Origin of the sequence: Deinococcus sp. YIM 134068 (assembly GCF_036543075.1) — a bacterium.
Classification (GTDB): Bacteria; Deinococcota; Deinococci; order Deinococcales; family Deinococcaceae; genus Deinococcus; species Deinococcus lichenicola.
Map to the genome: position 1 here is coordinate 100280 of NZ_JAZHPF010000006.1, position 21412 is coordinate 121691.

The window sequence follows — 21412 nt, forward strand, 5'->3', positions numbered from 1 at the left end:
GTCATGGGCGCCGACGGCCGACCAGCGGTCCACCTCGCGGAAGAAAGCCAGATGAGTTTCGACCACCCGGCGCTGGGGTGGGCGTCTGAGGTCACCGAGACCCTGCGTGAAGGGGATTACGGCTGCGTCAGGGTGCCGATAAGTTGCGGAGTACGCCGAACGATCCACCTTGTTCCTTCGCGGTTGAATGTGACGGGCACGAACAGGTCCACGTACGGCGCGGCACCGGCCCGCACTTGGTTCGCGGCGTGGCGATTTTTCTCGGCCGTGACCTGCGGTGTCCCCACCGTGTCCGAACCGATCCGGGTGGCCGCCGCCTGGATGGCCTGGTAACTCAGGAACGGCTGGGCGTTGGCCCGGTGGACCCGCACTCCCCACTCACTGGTCTGGCCGCCCTCACTGCGCAGTTCCGGCTGGAGCCGGTAGTTGGGGTCCTGCACGGTCGCGAGCATCAACTCGTGCCGTCCCGGATCCTGCGAGCGGTAATCCGCCTGGAGGCCCTCCAGTGTGTACGCCCTCACGTCGGCGATCAGTTCGTTGATGGCCTGCTCCGCCTCGCGCGCCGACGGCTTCGTTGCCGACTGCTCCTGCGCGCTGACGGTCACCGCCTGACGTTCCCCGCTCTGCACCTGCGCCTTGCAGCTCCAGATCAGGACGGGGACGATGAGCAGGAAAAGTTTCATGGTCATAGTCGTGTACTGAGTTTCACCAGGGTCGGCCAGGTGGCCCGAATGGAGTTGGCAGTGGTCACGGACCTGAAGGCGCTGCTGTCCTGCTCGGCCTTGTTCACCAGGCGTCCGGTCAGAACCACCGAATCGTACACCAAGATGCCCTGGTTCACGGGGATGCTGGACCGGTAGAGCGCGATCCCCACGCTTTTCAGGGCCATCATGCTGCGTGCGGTGCGGGCATCGGTCAGCACCGTGACGCGTGCGCCTCCCCGAGCGGCCTTGACCAGGGCGTCGGCGAGCTCCTGCGGCATCTGGTAGGTCACGACCAGGACCTCGCCGCGGGCCGCGCCCAGGTCGCCGTACAGGGCCCCCCGGTTCAGGGGCAGGGTCTGGGGCCGTGCCGTCATCTCCCGCATCATCTGCGTGGCCTGCGCACGGTCTTTGGACGAGAGCTTGGGCGGGGTCTGGGCCGAGCCGGTCACGGCGCTGGCAGCGGACAGGCCCGCCAGCGCCGTGACTGTCAGGAGCCAGGTGTGCCAGCGCCTCACTGGAGCCTCAGTTCGGGGTGACCGTTCAGGCCCGGGATCGGGAAGCCCTCGGGCACCGAAACCCAGGCAAACCGCGCGACCGGAAGGGTGAAGGTCATGGTCCCCAGGCCACCCGCCGTGGAGGCGACGGTGCATCCTGTGGGATTGACGACCGTGTCCGGCATCAACATCGGCACCGGCACGATGGTGCAGCCCCAGAAGGTGCAGGAGCGGGCGTGCGCGTAGAAGGTGAGCGGACGCTTGTCGACCACCTTGAGGAGTTGCTGCCAGGTCTGGAACAGGTTGACGCTGCCCTGGGTGGCCGTGTCCCTGAGGGTCCCTACTTCCAGCCAGCGCTTCAGGTCCTCGAGCTGTACCAGCTTGCCGCTCGCGCGGGCCTGGTTGCTGACGAGCTGGGAGGCTGGCGTGCGCACCGTGAGGTAGTCGGCAAACTGCGGCGTCTGGGCCTTCGAGGCCAGACCGACCACCTTGGCAGCGTTGGGCACGTTCCCCGCCACCGGCGCGAAGATCACGCCGCTGCGGTTGCCCTGCCAGCTGGTGTAGCCGTTCCAGTGCATGCTGCCTTGCATCTTGGTGGCCACGGCCTTCAGCACGTTGTCCACGTATTCCTTGTAGTACTGCTTGACGGCCTGGTTACAGGCGTTCCTGATGCGGCTGCGGACCTCACCCCAGTTGAAGGCCAGGGGCAGCGGGTATTTCAGTCCGCCCACCCCGTACACCGAGGTGTTGGGCATGTACACGCTGCCGGGGAGGGGATAGGCCGAATCGGGCAGGACCTTTGGCATCTCGCGCCCAGGGCAATACTGGGTGCGCGAGACGCGCGGGTACGGGTAGTTCGGCAGCGCGACTCCGTCGTCCTTCATGCCGTAACTCAGGCTGCTGGGGAGCCTGAAGTTGGGGTTCGTGCTCCCGGCGGGCACACTCAGGGCGTATGGGGCCGGGGTGCTGGTGATGTCACCTGGGTTTCCGGCCAGCAGCTTGGCCGCCGTGATCGCCACCTCACCCGCGACGTTCAACCCGGGCGTGCACCCCAGCGGCCGGGTGGCGTAGGGCAGCGCGGGCAGCGCGGTCGCGGCGCTGATGCTCTTGTTCAGGTCCATGCTGACGGCCCAGCGCGTCCGGTCCTGAAACCGCTGCCACTCGTACTGCATGACGCCGCCCAGGTCGCGGCTCACGTCGAGGCTGCTCTTCTGGAGGCCGGTGGGATCCAGCAGGAACGGCACGCTGAACTCGAAGGTCGGACAGGTGCTGCTGGGCTGCGCGCCGATCTTGCAGCCCTGGTCCCGCCACCTCCTCAGCAACTGGAGGTCGATCACCTCGATCAGTGCGCGGTTGCGGTAGAAACGGGTGTTGGGGGCGATGTTCGTGTCGATCAGGGACACGATGCCGGTCTGGGCCGCCGCGCCGCCCCCGTTCAGACCGGCCAGCAGCAGCAGCCCGGCCGTGCCGAGCCTACCGCCCCGCATGGCCCGCTCCGGCCAGCACCAGGGTCAGCGGGCCACCGACATCGTACTGACGTGCGCCATTGACCGTCGAGCCGATCCAGCTCCAGGTGACGGGCGCGTTCGCCACACTGCCCGCCGTGTCGACGACCAGGCTGCCGTAGACCGTCTGTCCGGCGTTCACGCGCACGGTGCCGTTCTGGTCGCCGAGGACGGCGACCTTCAGGGCCTGGGCGCCGGACTGCATCCGCACGGCCTGGGGGTTGAACACGATGGTCTCGGTCCCGATGTTCGTGATGCGGTAGCCCAGGGTCAGGCTGTTGCCGTTGCGGGTGCCGCCGGTGAAGCCGAACCGCAGCCAGTCGGGCGCGACCTGCGGACCCGTCGCCACGGGGACCGCCGGGGTTGGTACCGGCGCGGCCGAGGTCCTGGTGGTTGTGACGGCGGGCACCGTCGTGGTCGGGGTGCTGTAGACAGGGCGTGCAGCCTGCACGGGCGCCTCGGTGAGTTCGGGGTCCGCCGGGTACTCGACGACCACCCGGCGGATGTAACGGCCGCTGGCACTTGCCAGGCTGTAGACCACCTGGATAGAGTCGCCGTTTTTGAGGCGGATCGTCAGGTTGCCCCAGCCGGTGTTCTGGATGGCCTTCAGGAAGACCACGTTCGAGTCCACCTGCACGTCGAGCTGGTCGTCGCGGCCGGAGATGATCTTGGCCACGCCGTCGGGCAGGTCCAGTTGCCACGTCTCTCCCTGGTGCATCTTCAGGACCATCGGCCGGTCCTGGAGGTCCAGGGCGTTGAACGTGGTCGTGATGTTGCCTCCCAGTGCCGGGGCGGGCGGGGCGGCGAGCGACAGGGACGTGGTGGCGAAAAGCGACAACGCGAGCAGCATCTTTTTCATGTCTTCACCGTAGGTGGAGACTGGTTCACGCCAAAAAAAGAACCTCAAAAGTCAACACGTCGTGTTGGGGCTTTTGAGGTGACCTTGGAGGTCAGGCAACGGCGTTGCCTCTCGGAGATCAGTCGGTCCAGAGGGTCAGGTGACCGATCAGACTGACCATCTCCAATGCGTCGTCCCGCTTCAAGTTGTACTCCTGGCAGAAGGCGTCCAGTGGCTGAGTCCCACTGTTCGCAGCTTCCAGCAGGTCCTTGAGAGGCAGGGACATCGCAAGGGGCCAGAGTCCAGCACGTGCCAAAGCACGGGTGGCAATCCTGGCTTCGCGGTGCATCGTGGTCGTCTCGAGATGGCTCTCGATGTCCACGTCGCTCGTGAGGGTGTCACCGTACATCCGGTCATCGTCCTCACCGCTGTAGTTCAGGGACCACATCGGCGCGTACTGCTGGGATTCCAGCAGCTCGGTGACCGTCTTCAGGTTCCAGTGCCGGGGCATCGGTTCCTTTTTCACGGTGTACTGGCTTGCAATCTCGCGCAGCACCAGGTCGGGCGTGATCATGGCCTGATCGATGCCGTAGGCCAGGAGTGTCGCGCGAGCCGCCCAGACCGTGCGCAGGCGCTGGTCAAGCTGCTGACCGCGGCCGCGCAGGAACGCCACCCCCTTCGGAAGTTCAGCGCGGCTGGACTCCTCGAAGTACTTCAGGAACGTGATTCCTGCCCTGGGTCTCCAGCGGTGAATCACCTCCAGGCCGTTGCTCGCAACGAAACTGAAGGCCTCCTGCCAACTGGAGAACTGGGGTGCGGCTTCCACGCTCACTTTGAGAGCGATGGGAGCTGCAAATCGCCAGAGATTCTCCACCGCGGCGTGAGCCTCGGTGTTCCACCGCCGGACATGCCTGAACCAGTCGAGGCACGCCAGGGTGAGGAGGTAGGGCGGCGTGCTTCCCCAGACACCTTGCCAGAGCGTATGCACGTCCCTGTACGTGTTGATCACGTTGGCGTGCCACACCAGGTCGGTGTTGGAGAGACGAACGTATTGCCGCCGAATCTCTTCCCGCATCAGCTGGAGCTGATCCCGGAGGACCGCGTCTGAGGTGGGCGAAACGTTCCCGGGAGTGGTGAACGTGTGGGCCTCAACTGCAAGAGCAGAGGCGAAACCAAAGGGCCGACGCACTAGGTCCAACATACTTTCCTCCTGAGTTTTTGGTAAACGCAAGAGCAGTCTAACTAGAAACAAGTTTCCCCTCCTGCTAAGCAGGAGGGGTGCGTTTACCAAAGCGCTCCGGTTGGGAAACCCTCTGGTAAGGGCCAGTTTGGTCTGAACCAGGCTCCGCCGTCAACCCGCGGCGCGGCGTTCCCAGCCGGGGAGGTGCCGGGTGGCGAGCGACGTCAGGCCAGGCAGGAGGATCCCCCGCGCCTGTTGTTGAGTCAGGTGGCCCAGTTCCGCCGCGATCACCTCCTCGGGCACTGCCAGGGCCGTGAAAAAGGACAGGACGCGGTCCACTTCCCCCTGGGCTGTCCAGCTCGCGGCGACACACCGCAGGGCCTGGCGCCGCTCCTCGCCGTTCAGGTGCGGCCAGACCCGGACCAGCCGGTCGGGGGTGGTGACCGGCTCCGGCTTCTTGGACGCCTTGACGCGGGGGGCACGGGTGAACGCCGAGTCCACCGACGCCTCCCAGTGGTCCTGCGTGTAGGGCTCGGTCTCGCCCTTGACGTTGTATTCGGGCACCCGCGTGTGGAACTTCAGGTCCTTCACGTCCTCGCGGCCGTGCCCCCGGTCGCGCAGGGTGCGCGCCAGCCAGAACCCGGCGTTGTCACGCCCGTAGAAGGCGGCCACCAGCCGCAACGCCTCGTCCAGGGCGTCCTGCGTGGCGTTCGGTGGAGGGCGGCTCACCGCTGCGGCGGGTGAGGAAGGAGGTTGGGCAACTGCTGGTGAAGCCGTAGGTTGCCGAGGTGGACCGACCAGACCCAGCAGCACCTGGGCGGGCACCGGCAGGAACTCCGTCCCTTCCAGGTCGGCAAGGGGGCGCAGCCAGGTGTACGACCCGGCGCAGCTGACCGTGGGCGGAAGGATGGCGTAACCACCGTCTGCCCGGCTGTCCAGCCCGGGAAAGGCCGCCCCCAGCGCCGCCTTGCTTTTGCTGTTCAGGGTGGGGACGCGCCAGGGCGGGGCGGGGAGGTGGATGTGCCAGCCCCCGCTCCCGGTGCGGACATGGGGCCGCACCCCCCAGCGCTGGCGGAATTCATCCCCGGTTGCGCCGTCGAGGTCGATCACGACCCGTCCGGACCGCTGCCCGGTGAGACAGGCCAGCCCCTTACCCGCCGGGCGGCGGAACCACGTCACCACCATGTCCTCGGTGGGTGCCTCCTCCATCAGCGGGCGCCAGGACGGCACCCACCGGCCCGGGGACTTGCGACTCGGCGCTCGGTGCCCGGTATCCATCAACACGAGGTGCGGCTGCTTATCGTACTCTCCGCCCGCGTTCACGGGCATGACCACCAGGCCTGCGGCGTGGGCTGCCAGCGCCTCAATGAGCAGGTTATTCGCTGGCAACGGACGGCTCCGCTTGGGTCGGCAGCGGCCCCAGCGCGCTGATCATGTCCGCGAGGGCCGTGATGGTCGACCCTGTTTCCGCGTTGGCGCTCAGCAGCAGGTCCAGGGAAGCCTGGGCCGTCATGACCGGCACGATCCGGCGCTGCGCGCTGAACTCGAGCGTGCGGAGCGTCATGTCGTTGGGTTCGCTCATCAGGACCTGAAGGTGGTTACCCACCAGCCGGTAGGGGTAAACGCGCAGCATCACCAGGGTGTCCCAGTCCAGCAGGCTGAGGGTGCTGGGATCGGGCGGGCTGATCTCGGGATCGACGTACTCGAAGCCGTTCAGGATGGCCTGCGCCTCGGCGGCCTGGGTTTCCGTGATGAGGCGGCGGCCGCGCCAATCCGCGATGCTGCCGCCCACGAACAGCCTCGCCCCGCGCCCGGTGGCGATGGCCAGGGCCTCGGACTCGTCGAACCGCTCGTACGGCAGGCGGGGGTAGATCAGCGCAGACACCCGGCGGTACACATCCGGCGTGACGAGTTCCAGGGTGATGAAGCTGCCCAGTTCGTGCAGGTCCTCCACCCGCAGCTCGGGGTCGTGGGTGAGCACGTGCAGGGACAGGTGTTGCCGACGATGGGGGAGAACGCCCAGGCGCAAGGCGGTCCTGTGGCCGATCAGGTGCCCTTCGAGGCTTTTCAGCGCCTTGTGGTCCGGATAGAACGGCCAGTTCAGGTCCTGCGCAAGCTGCTTCCAGACCTGCCCGGCCTGCTCTCCCAGAAGCTCTGCCACGGCGCTCAGGAGTGTTCCGCCGCGCCGCTCCTGAACGCTCAGGGCGGCCGCCACCTGCGCCCCCGTCAGGAGGCCACGGGCCTGGAGCGTCTGGAGGTCGAAGCTCACGGGCGCTCCCTCGCGGCGTCCGCGAACTGGGTGCCTGCCAGCAAGCGCGTGTGCTGACGAAACAGTCCCGGGTGTGCCGTCCCCTGGGGAGGTTGAAAGCGGATCTGCCTACTGGAGATGGTCTGGGCGAGCCTGAGCATGTAGGGCCTCAGGTCGGCCTCGTGCTCTCCCATCACCTCTTCGGGCTCGGTCCACAGCCGCCGGGCGTCCCGCGACTGGTTGTGAATCTCCACCGTGCTCCCGGAAGGCATGGTGCTGAAGGCCCAGCGCACCGCGTGCAGTTCCGAGAGGGTCAGGTTGGGACCCTTGACCGTGTTGCGCCAGGTGTGCAGCCGGCCCTGCCCCACCAGGACGGCACCGACATAGGCCTCCTGACCATCGGTGATGCAGCCGGTGTAGAGCTGGAAGTCGATCATGGGGGGAAGTTCCGGAATTCGGTGTTCGTGCAGAGCCTCGGCGTACTCTGCGAACAGGCCCACCCCGTTGGTGCGCCGCGCCAGCGTGAGGGTCAGGTTGTGCCGCTTCAGGGCGCCCGCCAGTTCCGGCGGACGCTTGCCCTGGCGGTCGGCGATCCGCACGTACTCGGTGTGTGGACTGTGCAGGGCGATCACCCCATTGTTCGTGCACCGTTTGACTGCCTGAAGCAGCACGCTGCCCAGCAGCGCCTGACGGTCTGCCTGAGCCGCGACCTCGTACTGGAAGGACCGCCCTGCCCCGTTCTGCGCGATCACCTCCGTTACCTCGACGTTCTGAGTGTCCGGCAGATTGCGGACCAGCAGCCACAGGTGCTGCGTCGGGCGAGAGGTGGTCGAGGCCGAGACGGTCGAGGTGGGCACGGGTGTGGCTGCTGGGTTCGTCATGGTCGGGGGTCTCCTGGGTGTGGAGAGGGGTCGTGGCGGTGGACACGACGGTCTGGGAAGTGGTGGGGGCCGCAGGCGCGGCGGGCTGGCCGAGTTCCTGGGCCATGATCTTGAGGACCTCGGCGACCACCCCGGCCCCGTGGACCACCTGGATGTACACGCTGTACTTCGTCGCGTTGCCGCCCCCCGTTTCCTGAAGCAGCCCGTACTCGGCGAGGCAGGTTAGGTAACGCTTGATGGTGGCCTTGCTGCCGAGCCGCTGGAGATCGGCGTGACTGGCGAGGGCGCGGCCCCGGCGCCTGAACACTTTCAGCACCTGATCGGCGAGCTCCACATCGAAGTCTTCCTGCTCGCCCGCTGGGGTCTCGGCCAGTTGATAGAGCTTCTTGCCCAGACCGAGGCTTTCCACCACGAGCAGCGTGCCCTCCCGGGCCATCAGGGTCAGGATGGTCGTCAGGGTGGTCTTGTCCAGCAGCAGGTCCGCGTAGAGCTGGTTGTACGCCACGGGCTCCGGACATCCGGCCAGGTATGTCCGCACGCGGCATTCCAGGGCGCGCAGCGCCTCCGCTTCACGTTCGGGCAGCATGAAGCGCCCGCCGTTGCCGCCGTGGCGTTTGACCAGGCCTTCCTCGCACAGGTCCTTGGTGACGGCGGCCAGCGTGTCGTACCCAGCGCGGAGGGTGATATTGACCTGCTCCCGCAGCTCCGTGAGGGAAAGGGAGGGGTGGTCAGGGTCGTTCAACACCGTGAGGATCAGTTGACGGTGTGTGGTGCGGCGGTGCTCTTGGGCGGCTCCCATGCCGCGCACCGTAGAGGGGACCCTGTGGAATCTTGACTAAAGCTTGTGGAAGTCTTGTGGAAAGGTTGTGGGGCTGCGTGACAAGGGTGTGATTTTAGACGTTTATGCTGCACCCGTGGCTGCCGAGTCCTCCCATCTGAACCAGCGACTGGCGACCGTGGTAGCGGGTTACCTGTGTGTCGGTGAGGGTGGGGAGCGGCTGTGGCGTCGTCCGGACGGCACCTATATCGCGCACTGTCCCAACTTCGAGAGTGGGGAGCGCTGGGAGGACTTGGAGCGCGGCCTGCGTCGGGCTGGCATGCTGAAGAGCGTGCAAGACCGACTGGGCCAGGAGCTGGAAGTCCTGCATTCCACTGTTCATTGGCGGCAAGCCCTGCTCACCATCCTTGACGTGCTGTCGGCAGACAGCCGAGTGGTGCAGGCAGAACGCGCAACGCTTTCGGTGCTGGGGTTTGAGTTCGAGTCCGTGACGGACACAACGGACCGGCGCGTGGTCTTGGGGGCGCTTCGTCGTGTCCGGGCCACACTGAGCATCCCGCAGCAACTGGTGTTCTTCGACCGCCCAACGTCCTGCCGGGATGTTGCCGGGCAGTTCTGGCTGGCCTATCAGACGTATGCCTCGCGCAGCGATGTGACGCCGCTGCTTGAGATCCTCCCCGTTCACGGCCTCGAAGGTCTGGTGCTGGAGGTGCCGCCGTTCACGCCAGCCGTGCGCCTGTTGCTGATCCGCGCGGTGCCTGTCCCAGCGACCCTGGCGTAATCCCGAGCCTGTCGTCAGTGAGGGAAGAGGAGTTGGAGTTCGCGTTCGGTGTGCTGCACCTTGACGGTGTCGCCCAGGGCGCGGTGGATTTCAAGGACTGTCCGCAGGACCTGAGCCCCGGGACTCAGGTGCTGTACGGCCTCGTAGTACCGCAGCGCCTCCGTGAAGGCACGGCGCTCGAGCGCCTCCGCGCCCAGCACCCCATAAGCGGCGCACAGGACGCTCGGGATCTCCGTCTCCCGCAGGTCGGCGGCCCAGGCGTTGTCGATTCCCGGCAGGAAGTCTGTGGCCTGGCCGAGGAGCTTGCGAATGGCGAGGATATTTCCCGTCCGGGTGGCTCGCCGCAGCTCGTCGATGTCGGTGCGGACCTCGAACTCGTCGTTGTACTTGTACCGGCGGGTGCCGTCCTGCACGACTGGGGCCTGGAGACCGGTGGCCTTGGTCAGCGACTGGCGCACGGTGGACAGTGCGTTGCGGTGGTCGCCTTTTCTCTCGCCGATCAGGATGCGTTGCAGCTCGCTGGCCGTGGCCGGGGGAACAAGGGCCATCAGGGCCATCAGTTCCTGGGCGCGGGTGACGTTGCTGCCGATCAGTGGCAGCGGCTCGCCGTCGAGCGTGACCGTCAGAGCCCCCAGCGTCCTGATGTAGAGCCGGTGCCGCTGATCCTGCACCTGGGCGAACGCCAACTCCTGAAGTTCCGGCACGAACCAACCCTGCCGCACGGCCTCACGGAGGACCGGGCGCATGACGGCGAGATCGGGGGAAAGGTAGCAGCGGCTTTGCTGCTTGCGGTGGAGTTCCATGAAGGCGCGAATGTGTCCCTCGGTCAGCGTGTCCTGTTCATAGGCAATCAGGGCACAGTACAGGTCGGCCCGGGCTGCCCATTCGCCAATCTCACCAGCATTCGTGGGTACGGCCCGGAAGTGCGGGACAGCCTCCTCCATATGTCCTTGTGCGTAGGCGCGTTGCCCCTGCTGGAACCGGATCAGCCCGGCCAGCGTGGAATTCTCTTTTAGTTGCGGGTGCAGTTCCAGCAGGCTCTCGGCGAGCCCGAGGTGACGGTCAGCATCCACATGTTGGAATTGGGCACGCAAGGCCTCCGAGAGGAGAAGTTCAGCCAGGTACTGCCGGTCGGGGCGGCCACTGATGCGCGCGCGCTCTACCGACTTCATGAAGTACCCTGCGGCCTCCTCAGTCTTGCCTTCCTTCAAGCACACGCGGCCCAAAGCGAAGTACACCGACGTGAGGGACCGCGCCTGCTGCTCCTCGGCAATGTTCAAAGCGCGCCCCAGCAACTCTTTCGCCAGCGTCAGTTCGTCTCTCGCTGTATGGAGGATGGCCGCATTCAGCAGCGGGATGGGCAGCCGGCCCACCATGCCCAGACGCTCGAAGATCAGGTGGGCCTTCTTCACGGCGTTCATCGCCTCGTCCACCTTCGAGAGGCGCAGGTACGAGACGTTGAGCCCGATCATGGCGATGCCCAACGCTTTTTCCGCGTTGTGCCGCTCAGCGAGCCGCGCCGCTTCGAGCAGGAGGTCGAGCCCTTGCTCGGAGTGGCCTACCTCGCGCAGAATGTTGCCCTCAGTCGACAGCAATTCCAGTCGCTGCTCGACGCTGTACTGCTCCAGGTGTTCTTTGGCCTCGCCGATCAACCCCTTTGCGTCGAGCAGGCGCGCCTGGAGGAACAGGCCGTGGGCGAGAGCCGGCAGCACCTGGACGCGAGTCTCTGGCCTTTGGGCAAGCATCTGGAGGTACGTCATTCCCGCCTGAAGTTGTTCGGTCTCGATGTGTGCGAGGCCGTAATGTAGCGCGAGGACGGGTGACCGGGTGACGACCTCTTTCGGGAGCTTGTCCAACACCTGGCGCATTACCAGGAACTGGCCGCGGCTCATGAGGGTCGGCACGGCCCGCTCCGCCATTTGTGTCGCTTCGTCGGTCAAACCGACGTTCAGCAGCAATTGGAAGGCGTGCAGGGGGCGCTCGCTCGCAAGCGCACGCTCGGCCGCCTGACGGTAAGCCTGTTGCCATTCTTTCTCGTCCCGGCGCAGGTGCTCCTCGAGTACCCCCAGGACTACCTCGTGGGGGTTGAACCCACCCTGGCAGTTTTGCAGCAGTGGCCACCGCGCCATGAGCAGGGTGCCCAGCCAGTTGTCCGGAGCCTGCAATCTCAGGGACTGTGGGAGGTAGTCGGTCCAGGTGTCGTACGGGGCCAGGTGCGTCAGGACCCGCTGGAGGTCACGCGGCAGGGCCCGCAGCAGGCCTCTGATCAGCTCGGCGGCCGACTGCCCGTACGCGCCGGTGACGGCCAGCGCGACGCCAAGCGGCCAGCCGTGCAGTTGCTGAAGTGTGGCCGGATCGAGTGCATGGGGCGCGCCCGCCGTCAGTAGGCGCAGTTCGTCGTCGTCGAAGGCCAACTGCTCTGGGCCAATGACCCTGACATGCCCGGTGGCCACCAGGTACGGCACCTCGAAGGAGTCGAGCGTGCGCCCCGCAATGATCACGCGGTGCTGTGCCGGGAGCGTCCGAATCAACTCCACCAGCCACGCCTCGCTGTCCGCGCGCAGACGTTCGGCGTGGTCGACCAGGAACAGGGCGGGGGGCAACTTGTCCAGTGCCTTGGAGGCCCGTTTGGCAGGCAGCGTCTGCTCACCGTTGCCCTCGTGGAGTTCCCGCGCGACATCAGGATGCGCGCCAGAGAGCGCTTCGGCAATTTCCCCGACCAGGCTGTGGGCATCCCCCTCGATCTCACGCAGATCGAGGCAGAGGCAGAGCTTGGCCGCGTCAGCGGCTTGGACCATCAGGATGGTCTTGCCGTAACCCGACGGACCGAGCAGCAAGACCACACGCGGTGGATCTTGTTGCCAGAGTGCGCTCAGGAGACGCTCGCGTGGGACCAGCTTCATAGCTAGGTTCTCGGCCACCCGCAGTCGCCCCAGGCATGTCCAGCGGGTACATCCCGCACGGCGAACGCGCCACCGACCAGACCGGAGAACAGCAGGGCGAAGAGCATCATTCCCACATACCCAACGCCGATCAGGGCGGCCAGTCCGGCAGCAGCCAGGGCGAGCAGCGTTGCCAGGACGTACCGGGTGAAGTCCAGAGCGACAAGCGTCAAGATCGTCAAGAGCAGTGTGAGGCGAGCGGCGCGAGAGGCAGGTCTCCAACGAGCCAGCAGCGCACGCCAGCCGCCCCAGGGGCGAAACAGCGGCCGCAACGCTGACGTGAGCGTGGATAGAGCCATGTCCTAGAGTTTAGGGAGTGTGCTGTTACCGCTGTTACCATGCGCCAGGACGCGTTTTTGAGCTTGAGCCTATCGCAGGGTAGGGCTTCTGTCTAGCCAAACCTATAGGGGCAGCCGCATTGCCAGAGTCTACCGCGATACCCATCTCTGACCGCGTCCACCAAGCGAAAAATTGTGCATTATCCCCGAATACGGCGCACGCGTCTCCTGCTAGGCTCAGCGACATCCCGCTCTGCTTTCGTCTCTCTGTCGTTGCCCCTCGAAGAGGTGAGCGTATGCGCTTTGAACAGAGTCTAGAACATCAACTAGAGCTTCTGGATTTTGATTATGGCAAAGTCATTCAGCAAATTAAGGCAAGGGAATTAAAGGGGCCACTTACCGTGGAAGAGGTAGGGCTTATGGGCATTAGTCAGTTTCGCCTGGGCCTCTTTCGAGAAGCCAAGCAATCGTTAGGGTATGCAGCTGACCATGGGAATACAGAGTGCGCGATTGAACTGTGTGGTTGCCGATTCGCCCTTTTTGAGTTTACAGAAGCTCTTGAGACGCTGCACCTGTTGCGCTCCGATTGCCACGGTTTTTTACATGGCATGGTCCTGAGGTGGACTGCAATCTTAGAGTGCTTTATGGGCAATGCCACTTACGGTGTTGGTTTGCTCACGCGGGCCTACCGTGAGTTTCAGGCTGTGGGGAATAAGCGGGGAATGCAAATCGCCGCGAACATGCTCGGCGCGACCCTGCTTCTCTCCGGTGACTATCAAAAAGCAGAATATTATATTAAGCACAGTTTTGATCTGTCCGATCCCAGCAAAGAGCAGGCTCTTTGGGTAGACACCAGCCTCAAGCTTTTCATGGTGTACGCTTACACTGACCGTGTTGCTGAGGCGGGACGCACGCTGCATGAGATGCGCCGGTACGTCGCCCACGTGAGCAACCGGGCGAGCTCCTACTTTGGACTCACGCTCAAGCTGTGCGAGACCGTCATGAGCCGCTTAACAGGAAATCGCCTGACCTTTGCGACGAACCTCGTCAAGCTGCAAATGATCTTGAGCGACAAGTCACAGCGGCATGTTGAAGGCTTGGTATGGGTCGGTCCCCTGCTCCTCGACTCGATCAGCAAAATGGGGCAGCACGGCATAGCTCACAAGCTGATTGACAAGATGCTGCCCGACCCGAGCCTGCGCCCGACCAGCGTGCGAATCATCGAGGCGGTGATTTGGCTGCGTAAGGGCGGCTATATCGCCGCGATCAACAAGCTGGAACAAACGCTGGAGGCTGCCCGGGAGGGTGGGCAGCGCCTAGAGGTCATCCGTTGCCATCTGTACCTGGCCGACGCCTTCTACAAGGCGGGTGCCCCTGCACTCGCTGTCCCGCACTTGGCCGAAGGGCTCTCTGCCCTGATCCGGTGGGGAGGGAACTTCATCGTTTACGACGATCTGGACACTATGAAAAGCGTCCTGCTGTACGGACAGTCTCAGCCGGAGACGGCCGAACTGCTTCGGGTGATCCGGGGCAAGGCGCCTGCACCGCCTCAGGACCAGGCCCTGTACCTCCGCACCCTTGGCCGCATGGAAATCAAGGGGAAGGGACAGGCCATGAAATGGCGCCTGGACGAGAGGGAAGTGCTCCTCATCCTGGCCTATCTCACCTTGCGGCCAAACGAAACCATTGAACAGATCGCCGAGTCGGCCCTGTCGGAGAAGTGGTTGGAGTCCCCGGAGACGGCGAAGGTCTACGTGCGGCAGGTCATCATGCTGCTGCGCCAGCAGTTCGGCAAGGATCAGCTTTTGGCCTCGCAGGAGCGTAAAAACACCCCGGCCCGCTACCGCCTTTCCGACAATCTCAACCTGAAACTGGACGTGGATGCCGCTTATGAGGCGCTGGCACGGGGTGATCTGGAGGGCATGTTCGAGCTGTATCAGGGACCTTTCGCCGCCCGAAGTGATTCCGCCTTCGCCCGCGAGGTCAACGACAAGCTTGAGGGGGCGGTGTACCAGGCCCTGCTGTCGGCTGCGAACGCAGCGCAGGACGCGGAGGCGTTCGCCACCGTGGGCCGCTGGGTACGGCAGATGATTAGTCTCGTGCCCGAGAACCCGGAAGTCGCTGAGCTGGCGAGGCGCCTTGACAAGCAACTGGCGCCGCTCGCGGAGGCGAGCGGCGCCCTGGACAAGATTATATAGCAGTGGCCTGGCAGCCTTACACCCGTGTGATCGCCACGCTGTCGTCATAAATTCGCGGGCTTACACCCTCCTCCACGACCAGATGCACCCAGTCCATGAGGGCATAATCCGTCAGCCACTGTTTGAAGGCCTTCGGAAAGGCTGCCTCGGAGTACACCGAGAACTGGCGGCGGCCGTCGTGCTCTTGGATGGGAAACGGCTGCAAGTTCGCCTCGACCGCCTTGGCATAGGCGGCCTCCAGCGCGGACAGGTCGCCATCTGTGGATTGATAGGCCAGGATGAGGTGCATAGGCAAGGGTACTCCTTTGTTTACCAGCGGATGATAACGCCCTCGGCGGCAAATCCCGGCCCCAGGGCAAGCAGGACCGAGTTGGTGCCCGGCTGCACCTTCCCCTGCTGGAGCAGGTGTTGGAGCACGAACAGTACCGTGGGGCTCGACATGTTGCCGTAGTGGCGCAGGATGTGGGCCGACGCCTCGATGCTCGGTCCATCGGCCTGTAGCGCCTCCTCGTAGGCGGTGAGAACCTTCGCCCCTCCCGGGTGGAGGACCCACATGCCCACGTCTTCCTGAGTCATGCCGTGCTCGGCCAGGCCGTCCCGAATCAGGCTCCCCAGTTCGCCCCGGAGGAGGGTGGGGATACTGCTGGCGAAACGCACCCGCAGGCCCTCCGGCACCACGTCCCAGCCCATCACGTCATAGGACTCGGGCAGCAACCGCGAGAACCCGCCCACGATCTCCGGGCCTTCCTCATGCCCCAGCACCACGGCCGCCGCACCGTCGGCAAATAGACTCGACGCCACCACGTTGCTCGTGCTGTGATCTAGCGCGTTGAACGTGAGGCTGCACAACTCGACCGCGACGACCAGCACACACCCCTTCGGCCGCAGGGTTGCCATCTCGGCACCGCGCGCCAGGCCCGCTGCACCGCCCGCACAGCCGAGGCCCCACACCGGCAGGCGGGTAGCCGACAGCGGCAGGCCGAGGCGCTGAATCAGGTGTGCCTCGGGGCTGGGCGTGGCGATCCCGCTGCTGGTCACGACGACGACCGCCTGAACCTGCCCCGGCTCGACGCCCGCCGCCGCGAGAGCCTTACGCGAGGCCTCCTCCGCCAGGTCTAGGGCCAACTCGTGCCACTGGGCATTCCGCTCGTCAAAGGGGCGGCTGGTCGTGTACCACTCCACGTCGTTTGCCCAATGCCGCTTTTCGATGCCGGTATTGTCGTAAATCCTAAGCAGCCGTTCCCTGGAGGCGTCAGAGAGTCCGGTGAAGTGGGTGCGGGCACGGTCGCGGACGCTGCTTTGCGAGATGGCGTGGCCTGGAACAGCCGTACCGACGCCGAGGATGTGCGCGTGCATAGCGGCAGTATGGACTCTCCTTAAGGGGGTGACTGAAAGCAATGCAACTCACCCCGGCCCCCGGACGGAGGCTCCCTAGCTCCTGTTGAAAGAGGAAAAACAGTTAGAAGAAAGGATTGGACGATTTTCGCCGACACCAGCTATGGAGGGCCAGCACGGTGGATCTGTTCCCATTGCAGAACTTGGCAGAGACGATCCTCCAAGCAAGATGTTCGAGCAAACCTAGGCACCCGGCCGGTGTACTTGGCTGGCATACATCCAGCTCGCCTCCACCACGGTAAAGGTGTGGCGCCCCCCTGCGGGCAGCGTCTTCACACGGTTCCACAGGCGCCCCCTGACGATCACGCGCTGACCCCGGCCGATGTCGTGGGCGGCCAGCGGACCGTACGAGCACACGTCCACCCAGTGGACCGCCTCCCGCACCTGATCGGGAACGGCGAGACTCACGCTCATCAGCTCGGTGTTGTTCTCGATCAGGCCACGCTGCGCTGCTCCTCCGGCCCGGCCGGACACCAGGACCTGCTGGTAGCCGCTGCGTAACCGGTAGCCCCCGCCACTATCCTGGACAAGGTCGGCCGCTGGCCGCTCGATCCGGAGCACGCATGACACCTTCACCTCCACCCTGGATTTGTGGGTGATCGAGTTCTTCGTCTGCCACAGACGGCCGGTCGCGGTCACCGCCGCTCCTTTGAGAAGGTTCCCGACGTAGGGGGAATTCCGTTCAATCAAGCAGCGCTGGTAAAAGGCCATCTCGCGGACGTTCCCGTCGGAGAAACAGACCAGTTCTTCACCCGCCACGACGAACGCGAGGCAGTCCCCGCGAGGTTCGGGCGACCGTGCCACACACCCGATCAGGTCCACAACACTTCCGAATTCAGCATGGGGGGAGGGCATGGCTGCACGGTACGGTGCGGGTGGTTCCCCTGACGGCAAAAAGAAAACCCTTCAAGCTGAACCAATCGGTTCGGGCTCAAAGGGCCGTGAAAGCAACAACGCTGCTTTCACTCACTGACGCCGTCAGTGATTCGCGAAACGCCACGGCAGGTGCGTGGTTCCGACATACTCGCCAGGCAGCTTGGGGTGATGCCAGGCCATCTCCTCAGCGACGCGTTGGTCACTGTCGGGGAGGAAGTACGCGCGAGCCTGGAGGGTCGTGCCGTGAACCTGCAATGCCGCCCGAAGCTGGAAGGCAAGTGCGCGGTTGTAGGAACGTTCCAGGTTCTCTGCCAGCTCCATGATGTCACCGGGATCGGTGGGATCATACGCGTCCGCGAAACCAAATTCCTTGGCCTCACGAAGTGCGCTGGTGAAGAGGTTCATGGGCACGAGCGATTCTTCGTCGTGTCCGGTCACCAAATCACCCCCCGCGTGGTGGTCCGTGAGCTGAACTGAACCCAGAGAGTCCAACCAATCCAGCGCACGTTCCGAACGAGGATCGACCCGGAAGTCTTCGACGTGCAGCTCGCGCACTCTCGGAGAGAGGCGATCTGCTGCGGTCAGGCGAACCTCCCGCGTCTTGAACGAAACTGTCAGGGCGGGTGTGCCGACTGGTCCCAGCGCTTCGCTCCGTTCTGCCGCAAGAATGCGGACAGTCTGGAACACGGCGTTTCTTACCTTTTCGAGGTAAGCGTTGCCCTGCGCGAAGGGAACAGCTCCACGGAGTGCGCCCCGCGTGTTCGGCGCGTTCATCTGACGCTTGATCAGGCCCTCCATCCACTGACTCACCGCCGGGTTCTCCAGAGCGATGTCCGTGACGGCGTGGGTAAACACGCGGTCGGGATGGTGCTCTTTGACCCCAAGCTTCCAAACGAGCAGGGCCAGAGGTCGGAGAGAACTCCCCTCAGCCAGCAGGAAATCCTGAAAGGCCTTGAGGACGAGCAGCGGGCGGAGCAGCGTCATGGTACTGGACATGGGTGGGTCCTTTCCGCGCGGTCGAGGTGGCCTCAACCGCGCAAACGGTGAGGGCACGACAACGTGCGGAGAGGCTGCGTTTAGGGGTCGCCGGAGGAACAATCAGTCGAAACGGTGTTCGTCGAACTCGGCGAGTTGGTACTCTGTCTGGGCTTCAGCCAGCCCCTCCAGACACTCCTCGCAAAGGTTCGAACCCCTCCGCCCCGGTTGACCGCACCGCTCACATCGGAAGTGATGGTGCGCGTACAGGAACTCGCAGGCACGGGAATCAGACAGGTAGAGCTGAAAAGCATCGGGCGCGGGCAACGTCTTGGGACCGGCCTAGGCTCCTCTTCGAGCTTCCCGGTGGGAAACTCGGTGCTCTGCATCATCCGTGGGCAGAAGGGCCGGGGTACGGGTCACACGACAACGACCTCGAACTCCAGTCCGTAGACCGAGACGCGGGTGGCGGTCGAACCCGTCACCGCTGACCACGTGGAGATGCTTCGCCTGGACCCGAACCCTGGCTCCTGGACACGTCAGTGTCCACGACCAGATCGACCAAACGCAAAACAACACCTTTCTGCCTCGGCGTCTCACGCCGCCGAGGGCGTGTGAGACGCTTGGGTTGAAGGTGCCGAATGACTCTGCCGAGTCAGCAGACCAGCCAGGCTGGTTCAGAGAACACCGGGGTGAAGGTGGATTGCCCTCGGTTCAGTGTTCCCTCAGTATACGAAAGTCTGGTTTGCTCCGTCGAGCCTGTTCTCGGTGGTGAGCCCGGGGCCCTCTGCGGTTCAGGTGCTCAGCAACCGCTCGACGCGCGTCGCGGCGATCACGAGGGTGCCGTCAACGTGCCTCAGCTTGCCGATCACCTGTACGCCGTGTTCGAGCTGAAGAGAGCCGAGCCAAGGCAGGTGTTGCGGCGCCGTCAGGGCCAGCGTGGAGGGCAGGTCCGCCGCCTCGACACTGAGCCGGACCCGCAATTCGCCCTGGCGCTCCTCCGGCCAGCCGGACACCCGACCAGAGACGTTGAACATGTTGAGTGAGGGGGTGCCGGGCATCACCAGGTCGAAGGCGGAGGCCACCAGCAGCCCGCCATGTACGTGGCCGACCTGTACGAACACATGGCACTCCGGCACGACCTGCCGCCTGGCCTTATTCGCCAGCTCGTGCGTTACCAACACGTCGAGAACAGAGTCGCCCACATCGAGGGAAAAAACGAGGCCGCCAGGCGACGTCAGCACTTGCGGCGCCGACGTGACCTGGCCGATCAGTGATCCATGCAGCATGAACCGACTGTAGGGGGGGAGTGGTTGCAGCCTGCCGGACTGGCGGCGCGGAAAGGGTGTTTACCGCCGGTACGTGCGCCAGAGCACCAGGCTGGACGCGCCCAGGAACGCCAGCACGCTGACGTTCGAGACGACGCACAGGCTGCCGGTGACCAGAGATACGGCTGCGCCCCCGAGCAGGGCCAGCAGGCCGAGCGCGAGAACCGCCACGACCCCCTGAACCTCCGTGGCGACCGGGACAAAGGCCGCGAACAGCAGCAGCATGGCAAGCGGCACCAGGGCAGGCTGGGTCACCGCGAGCAGGGCCAGCAGCGCCAGTGCGGCGACGGGCAGAATCAGGCGCGTCTGCGCCTTCGCGAGAGCAGGACGCCGGAATCCGGTGATCAGCATAGGTCCCTCCTGGGAGTCAGAACTTGCCGGACCAGCCTAGGGGTGGGTGCAGGAGGTTGGCCTTCTCATTATTGCCCTCCCGTCCTGCGTAAAGTGTGGCAGTGGTGAACGTCCGGGAGAACCGAAGGATGTGCGCTCGCGTGGAAGCCTGGGCCTCGTGGAGGCCGATTGACCTGTACAGGTCAATTCCTGCTGCCAGGAGGAATGTGTGACCAGGTTCGATCAGCTTCTCGCCTGAGACCTGGCTCAATCCGCCCGTTCGGCCGCTTCCAGCGCTTCGAGCCGCACGTCCGCGTCGAGCTTGGCGTAGATCGCGCTGGTCGTCACTGAGGCGTGTCCCAGTACGTCCGAGACCACGTGCAGATCGCGGGTGGCCCGGTACAGCCGTGTCCCCGCCGTTCGCCGCAACGTGTGTGCCCCCCACAGGTCCGGCGGCAGGCCCAGGTGCTGGAAATAGCCGTTGACGATGCTCCGCAAGCCCGCCGTCGTGAGCTGCCTTCCCAGGTGCCCGCGATGAAAGGACACGATCAGGGCGGGCTGGTCGCCGGGAAGGTCACCCGCGAGGACCAAGGCCCGGCGCATCTGGAGCCAGGCCTCCAACACCTGTCCTGCTCCCGGAGGCAGGGGGATGCGCCGGGCCTTGCCCCCCTTGCCGTGGGTGACCTGCACCTCGCGCTGCCCAAGTTGCACGTCGCCCACCTGCAAGGTCACGATCTCCTGCGCGCGCAGGCCCAGGGTGGCCCCCAGAACCAGGATCGCGCGGTCGCGGGCGGCCGTGGCCGGGTCCTGCTTCCCTTCCGGAGCGGCAAGGAGGGCCCGGTACTGGGACGGCGACAGGGCGCGCTTCTTCATGTGGGCCGGGGTGGGGTCACGCGGCGCGGGCACCGCCAGCGCCGGGTTCTCGCGCACGGCGCCCGCCCAGACCAGTGCCCGGTAGAGGGCCCGCACGCCGTACAGGTAGGTGGCCACACTGCCCAGGGTCAATCCAGTCCTCTTCCCGTCCAGTCGCAGTCGCTCACGGGTATGGATGACGTAGGCTTCGAGGTCGTCCGGGGTCAGGTTCTGCACACTCAGGCGCGGAGACTGTGGCGGGCCGGTGAACGCCAGGAAGTCGCGCACGGCCACCCCGTAGTTTCTGAGGGTCTGGGGGCTGACTCCACCGGCCCGCCGCGACTTCACCCGCAGGTGGTGTCCCAGCAGATCGAGCAAGGCCTCGGCGTCCTGGGCCTGGGCCGCTCTCAGCGCCTCGCGCCGACGGTTCTCGGGGTTGGCCCACTTCGAGGCGAGGACGAGAGTCACAGGGGAGCCAGGAGGCGCGGCCGGTCGGGGTCCTGGACCAGGATGAGGGGCGCCGTCGCCAACCGACGTTCCTGGAGTTGAAGCAGGAGGTCCCAGTGAAATTCCGGCACAGGTCGCGGGCTGAGCACGCCGCATGATACTTGCGTTTATGTCCCTAAGCACAAGTAGAGGAGAGCATGACCCGGCATTGCTGCCCGCCCTTCCTCTTGTCCGCCCTGCTGTCAGGAGAGGAAGGGCGGCCAAGAACCAGGATTCATCTACCGGGGGGGTGAGCTCATCCTCGCCCCGCGTGATCCTGAGACCCGGCAAGCTGCACCGGAGTGGCGGACCCCCCGTCCCCCCCTTCAGCCACCGGCGTGTC

Annotated in this window: 21 protein-coding genes; 4 read left to right on the forward strand and 17 right to left on the reverse strand. The window is 65.1% G+C overall.

The window, feature by feature from the left end:
* Positions 1–116: 116 nt before the first annotated feature.
* The 8 genes from V3W47_RS08505 to V3W47_RS08540 form a co-directional block, all read right to left on the reverse strand.
* Entirely contained in the window at positions 117–689 is a 573-nt protein-coding gene (locus V3W47_RS08505) for a hypothetical protein (RefSeq protein WP_331824771.1), read from the reverse strand.
* Positions 686–1219: a phospholipase D-like domain-containing protein gene (locus tag V3W47_RS08510; protein WP_331824772.1), complete on the reverse strand. Its 534-nt coding sequence runs from the start codon at positions 1217–1219 to the stop codon at positions 686–688. The genes V3W47_RS08505 and V3W47_RS08510 overlap by 4 nt, the downstream gene beginning before the upstream one ends.
* On the reverse strand, positions 1216–2685 hold the full coding sequence (locus V3W47_RS08515) for a hypothetical protein (protein ID WP_331824773.1): 1470 nt from the start codon (positions 2683–2685) through the stop codon (positions 1216–1218). Before V3W47_RS08515 ends, V3W47_RS08510 begins: the two co-directional genes overlap by 4 nt.
* Positions 2672–3562: a hypothetical protein gene (locus tag V3W47_RS08520; RefSeq protein ID WP_331824774.1), complete on the reverse strand. Its 891-nt coding sequence runs from the start codon at positions 3560–3562 to the stop codon at positions 2672–2674. Before V3W47_RS08520 ends, V3W47_RS08515 begins: the two co-directional genes overlap by 14 nt.
* Before the next feature lie 118 nt (positions 3563–3680).
* Positions 3681–4742 carry a hypothetical protein gene (locus V3W47_RS08525; protein ID WP_331824775.1) on the reverse strand — a complete coding sequence of 354 codons (1062 nt, stop codon included), beginning with the start codon at positions 4740–4742 and terminating at the stop codon, positions 3681–3683.
* Between the two features lie 150 nt (positions 4743–4892).
* Positions 4893–6110 carry a bifunctional DNA primase/polymerase gene (locus V3W47_RS08530; protein ID WP_331824776.1) on the reverse strand — a complete coding sequence of 406 codons (1218 nt, stop codon included), beginning with the start codon at positions 6108–6110 and terminating at the stop codon, positions 4893–4895.
* Positions 6097–6990 carry a GspE/PulE/PilB domain-containing protein gene (locus tag V3W47_RS08535; protein WP_331824777.1) on the reverse strand — a complete coding sequence of 298 codons (894 nt, stop codon included), beginning with the start codon at positions 6988–6990 and terminating at the stop codon, positions 6097–6099. The genes V3W47_RS08530 and V3W47_RS08535 overlap by 14 nt, the downstream gene beginning before the upstream one ends.
* Positions 6987–7850, reverse strand: a complete 864-nt coding sequence (locus V3W47_RS08540; protein ID WP_331824778.1) for a hypothetical protein — start codon at positions 7848–7850, stop codon at positions 6987–6989. The genes V3W47_RS08535 and V3W47_RS08540 overlap by 4 nt, the downstream gene beginning before the upstream one ends.
* Before the next feature lie 32 nt (positions 7851–7882).
* Between V3W47_RS08540 and V3W47_RS08545 the strand changes: the two genes are divergently transcribed.
* From V3W47_RS08545 to V3W47_RS08555, 3 genes are all read left to right on the forward strand, one after another.
* Entirely contained in the window at positions 7883–8047 is a 165-nt protein-coding gene (locus V3W47_RS08545; RefSeq protein ID WP_331824779.1) for a hypothetical protein, read from the forward strand.
* Positions 8048–8121: 74 nt separating this feature from the next.
* On the forward strand, positions 8122–8685 hold the full coding sequence (locus tag V3W47_RS08550; protein WP_331824780.1) for a hypothetical protein: 564 nt from the start codon (positions 8122–8124) through the stop codon (positions 8683–8685).
* A gap of 79 nt (positions 8686–8764) precedes the next feature.
* The gene (locus tag V3W47_RS08555) at positions 8765–9409 is read left to right on the forward strand and encodes a hypothetical protein (protein ID WP_331824781.1); all 645 of its coding nucleotides are present in this window, start codon (positions 8765–8767) and stop codon (positions 9407–9409) included.
* Positions 9410–9423: 14 nt separating this feature from the next.
* Here the strand turns inward: V3W47_RS08555 and V3W47_RS08560 are convergent, their stop codons facing one another.
* Positions 9424–12312, reverse strand: coding sequence for a hypothetical protein (locus V3W47_RS08560; RefSeq protein ID WP_331824782.1), 2889 nt, complete (start codon positions 12310–12312; stop codon positions 9424–9426).
* 2 nt (positions 12313–12314) lie between these two features.
* Positions 12315–12524, reverse strand: a complete 210-nt coding sequence (locus V3W47_RS08565) for a hypothetical protein (RefSeq protein ID WP_331824783.1) — start codon at positions 12522–12524, stop codon at positions 12315–12317.
* A 401-nt stretch (positions 12525–12925) separates the two neighbouring features.
* On the opposite strand from V3W47_RS08565, the gene V3W47_RS08570 reads away from it, so the two are divergent.
* Positions 12926–14827, forward strand: coding sequence for a hypothetical protein (locus V3W47_RS08570; RefSeq protein ID WP_331824784.1), 1902 nt, complete (start codon positions 12926–12928; stop codon positions 14825–14827).
* A 16-nt stretch (positions 14828–14843) separates the two neighbouring features.
* Here V3W47_RS08570 and V3W47_RS08575 read toward each other — a convergent pair whose 3' ends face one another.
* The 7 genes from V3W47_RS08575 to V3W47_RS08605 all read right to left on the reverse strand — a co-directional run bounded on the left by V3W47_RS08575 (position 14844) and on the right by V3W47_RS08605 (position 21051).
* Positions 14844–15116, reverse strand: a complete 273-nt coding sequence (locus V3W47_RS08575; protein ID WP_331824785.1) for a hypothetical protein — start codon at positions 15114–15116, stop codon at positions 14844–14846.
* A 20-nt stretch (positions 15117–15136) separates the two neighbouring features.
* Positions 15137–16225 (reverse strand): type III polyketide synthase, encoded by a 1089-nt coding sequence (locus V3W47_RS08580; protein ID WP_331824786.1) that lies wholly within the window; start codon positions 16223–16225, stop codon positions 15137–15139.
* A gap of 180 nt (positions 16226–16405) precedes the next feature.
* Positions 16406–17077 (reverse strand): single stranded DNA-binding domain-containing protein, encoded by a 672-nt coding sequence (locus tag V3W47_RS08585; protein ID WP_331824787.1) that lies wholly within the window; start codon positions 17075–17077, stop codon positions 16406–16408.
* 123 nt (positions 17078–17200) lie between these two features.
* Positions 17201–18082, reverse strand: a complete 882-nt coding sequence (locus V3W47_RS08590) for a hypothetical protein (RefSeq protein WP_331824788.1) — start codon at positions 18080–18082, stop codon at positions 17201–17203.
* 785 nt (positions 18083–18867) lie between these two features.
* Positions 18868–19362, reverse strand: coding sequence for a hypothetical protein (locus tag V3W47_RS08595; protein ID WP_331824789.1), 495 nt, complete (start codon positions 19360–19362; stop codon positions 18868–18870).
* A gap of 60 nt (positions 19363–19422) precedes the next feature.
* Complete coding sequence (locus V3W47_RS08600; protein WP_331824790.1) at positions 19423–19752, reverse strand: hypothetical protein; 330 nt, start codon at positions 19750–19752, stop codon at positions 19423–19425.
* 246 nt (positions 19753–19998) lie between these two features.
* Positions 19999–21051: a tyrosine-type recombinase/integrase gene (locus tag V3W47_RS08605; protein ID WP_331824791.1), complete on the reverse strand. Its 1053-nt coding sequence runs from the start codon at positions 21049–21051 to the stop codon at positions 19999–20001.
* Positions 21052–21412 lie beyond the last annotated feature (361 nt).